4 protein-coding genes and 1 pseudogene are annotated in these 3,186 nt (G+C 65.1%); all 5 read right to left on the reverse strand.

Annotation, left to right across the window (positions count from 1 at the left end):
* On the reverse strand, positions 1–618 hold a 618-nt coding region (locus ACLP9N_RS33435; RefSeq protein WP_442411415.1), incomplete at its 3' end, for an enoyl-CoA hydratase-related protein.
* Positions 609–1,634: an NAD(P)H-dependent flavin oxidoreductase gene (locus ACLP9N_RS33440; protein ID WP_442411418.1), complete on the reverse strand. Its 1,026-nt coding sequence runs from the start codon at positions 1,632–1,634 to the stop codon at positions 609–611. The genes ACLP9N_RS33435 and ACLP9N_RS33440, both read right to left, overlap by 10 nt.
* Positions 1,635–1,683: 49 nt before the next feature.
* A complete protein-coding gene (locus ACLP9N_RS33445) occupies positions 1,684–2,028 on the reverse strand; it encodes a hypothetical protein (RefSeq protein WP_442411416.1) in 345 nt (114 codons plus the stop codon).
* A 21-nt stretch (positions 2,029–2,049) separates the two neighbouring features.
* Positions 2,050–2,796, reverse strand: a complete 747-nt coding sequence (locus tag ACLP9N_RS33450) for a hypothetical protein (protein ID WP_442411417.1) — start codon at positions 2,794–2,796, stop codon at positions 2,050–2,052.
* 49 nt (positions 2,797–2,845) lie between these two features.
* Positions 2,846–3,186, reverse strand: a pseudogene (locus ACLP9N_RS33455) (amine oxidase); the annotation flags it as partial.

The following is a 3,186-nucleotide window of genomic DNA, read 5'->3' on the forward strand; positions in this document are numbered from 1 at the left end:
TTTCATCGCGCGCACCACCCGCGGCGTCTTGGCAGCGATCGTCGCAGCGATCTCCCTGGCCCTGTCCACCGTTGCCGCCACGCTCGGTTCCACGTGGTAGACGCTGCCACAGGCGTGCAACTCGGCGATGTCGAAGGGTTCGCAGGTGAACATCGCCGAGCGCATACGCTTCTCCGGCAGCAAGCCGAGCGCCTGCACTCCACCGGTAGTGGCTCCATTGTCGACCTCAGCGAGCACGAATTTCGTTGCAGCACAACCGACCAGCACGTCGCAGGTCCCGGCTAACAGCACCCCCACTCCCACGCAGTAGCCGTGCAAGCAACCGATCACCGGTACCGCGCACTCGGCAATGGCCAAGCTGGAATCCTGCGAACCCCTGGCCTGTCCGAGAATCCCCTCGAACCCCGGCAGGGCCTGAACCTCCTTGAGATCACCGCCGGCGCAGAACCCCTCTCCATCGGCACGCAGCACCGCGACCCGCACCTCGTCACGGTGCTCATAGCTGCGCAGCAACTCGGTGAGCCGTGCCAGATCGGCGATGGTGTTGGCGTTGGCGGGCGGGTGGTGCACCACCAGCTCGGCGACCCCGTTGGCGTGAACCGTCTCCGTTACGGACACGCCGGCTCTTTCAGCACCGGCGCCGAAGCGGCCAGCAACTCACGTGCCTGATCGACGATGCGCGTGACGAGCTCGGCAACCGTGGGAATGTCGTGGATCGCCGCAGACACCTGCCCGGCGACCAGCAGTCCGCGCTCGACGTCGCCATCGCGCTGAGCGACACGGATCTGTTCCTCCTCCCAAGCCTGGAACTCTTCGGGCGACAGCGTCTCTCGCGCCTTCTCCAGTGCGGCGATCGCGTCGTTCCGCAGCCCGCGGATGGGCGCGTAAATGCCACCGTAGACGACGTCCTCCCACTCTTTGGCGTCGACGATGCGCTGCTTGTAGGCCTGGTGCCATTGGTGCTCCCGGGTGGCGATGAACCTGGTTCCCATCGCCACTGCGGCGCCGCCCATCGCCAGCACCGCGGCCAGCCCACGTCCGTCACAAATGCCACCGGAAACCACCACCGGTATGTCGAGGGCGCCAATCACTTGCGGCGCCAACACCATCGTGTGCACACCCTGGGCGTGGGTATGCCCGCCCATCTCGTAGCCGGAGGCGATGATCACATTTGCGCCGTACTCGGCTGCCTTCATGGCGTGTCGCACCGAACCCACCTTGGCCATGTGGACCAGGCCGGATTCGCGGATAGCGGATCCGAACTCGCCGGCGAAGCCCGCTGACGTCACGATCGCGCGCAACTGCTCGCCCGCCTTACCGCCGTCGCGCTTGACCGATATCGCCTCGTCGATACAGATCCGGCACACCAGCAACAACACGCCGTCAGGGGTGCGACCGACTGGCACGTTGACAACAAACGGCCGGTCGGTGGTTGATGCGACGTACTCGATGGCGCTGCGAAAGCCGTTGCGCAGGAACTCTTCTGAGGTATTAGTGATGCTCGGGCAGCTCACCGTGCCCAGCCCGCCGGCCGCCGATACGGCGGCAGCCAGGTACGTCGTGGGCGAGGGACCCATGCCGTCCTGCATGACCGGGTACTCGACACCAACCAGATCCTGGAATCGATGCCACATACGGCTCACATCGGCCTCCTAAGCCTCCTGGGGCTGCTAGCCACAAGAATCACCGACCGCCTTCGTCGCGGCCGACGGACACTGTCTTGGGATGCGGCATCGGGTGTCGCACATCGGGCGCTTCGTCGGGAGCCTGCTCACGCACCCACTCCACCGCCCGAAGAAAGGCGTCGATGAGCCGGTCCTCGGCGTCGTAGTCAAAGCGCGCCGGATACAACGGATAATCTGCGGGTGTCACCGGGTTGGCGGTGAGCCACTCGACCGCCTCGACCATTGCCACATGCGCGGGAACCACTTGTGTATAACCGAGTTCGCGCTTGGCCTTGGTGTTGTCCAGCAGAATGTGCGGATCGCCGCTCGGCGGCAGCAACTCGATGAGCGCCGACGGCGCCATCTGCCGCGGGATTCCGACGAATTACATTTCGGCGCCCATGATGTCGGCGACGACCTCGGCCCACTGCCGTACGGTGAACTGGTCATCGTCGGCGGCATTGTAGGCCTGCCCGTTGGCCACATCAGGATGGTCGACCGCGCCGAGAACCACCTCAGCAGCATTGCGGCCCGCGCACCGTGAGATGATCCATAACCCGTTGTCCGGCAGAATCATTCGGCGCCTGCCGTCGCGCACTCGGCGCATTACCGACCACTCCCAGGGCACCAGGTTACGCGGGCCGTAGATCGCCGGGTAACGGACCACCGTGCCCCGGTAAGCTCCGGCTTGTGCCCGGTCGAGCACAGCGCGTTCCGCGGTTCGAATCAGTTTGGCGAACTTCGGCACCGGCTCAGTGTCATCGGACAGCGGCCCGTCTTCACGGGCGTTGATCGCCATTCCGTAAGGGTGGACCTCCGCCGCCTGCAAGCAGCCACGGTAGGCGGGCACGCCACCGATGCTGATCAGGTGCCCGCACCGGCCGGCGAACACCTCGGCGATGGTGGCGACCCGACCGTACATCGCCAGCACCAGGTCGTACTGGGTGCCGTCGATCGCCTCGGTCAGGGCGTCCGGGAAGTGCGGGTCGGCGTGGATGTGTGGAACATCCGGCAAGCCCTCGGGTTCGTGCACGCCGCGATGCAGCATCGTCACGTCGTGCCCCCGGCGCAGCAGGCCCTCCAGCACCGGCACACCCGTCGATCCGCTGCCACCGATGACCAGCGTCTTCATCGTCTCACCACTTGCAGTCGATTAACCAAACAATAATTGGTTCTTGTTATCAAACCACACCGTGGACCCGCTTAGCCAGCGCCGGGAACTCCGCCGCAATGCGTTCGACTACCAACCGGGCCGAGTGCACGCAACCGCTCTGCCCGGCCGTTGCCCATTCCCGCACGCCGTCGCCGACGTTGAACAGGTTCGGAATCGGGGTCGTCTGCGGCAGGTCGTGGCCTGCGATTGCCCGCTGGGCCGGCCAATCCTCACCCGCACAAATTTGTACCGACAAGATCTTTGCCATCTCGAAGCCGGGAAAGTGCTCGGCGAGATCGGCTTTCAACATCTCGATCTCGACGGTCTCATCGAATGCGCCAGTAGCCGGATGCGGTGTACTGGCGCCGG

It is taken from the genome of Mycobacterium sp. (genome assembly GCF_052144515.1).
Classification (GTDB): Bacteria; Actinomycetota; Actinomycetes; order Mycobacteriales; family Mycobacteriaceae; genus Mycobacterium.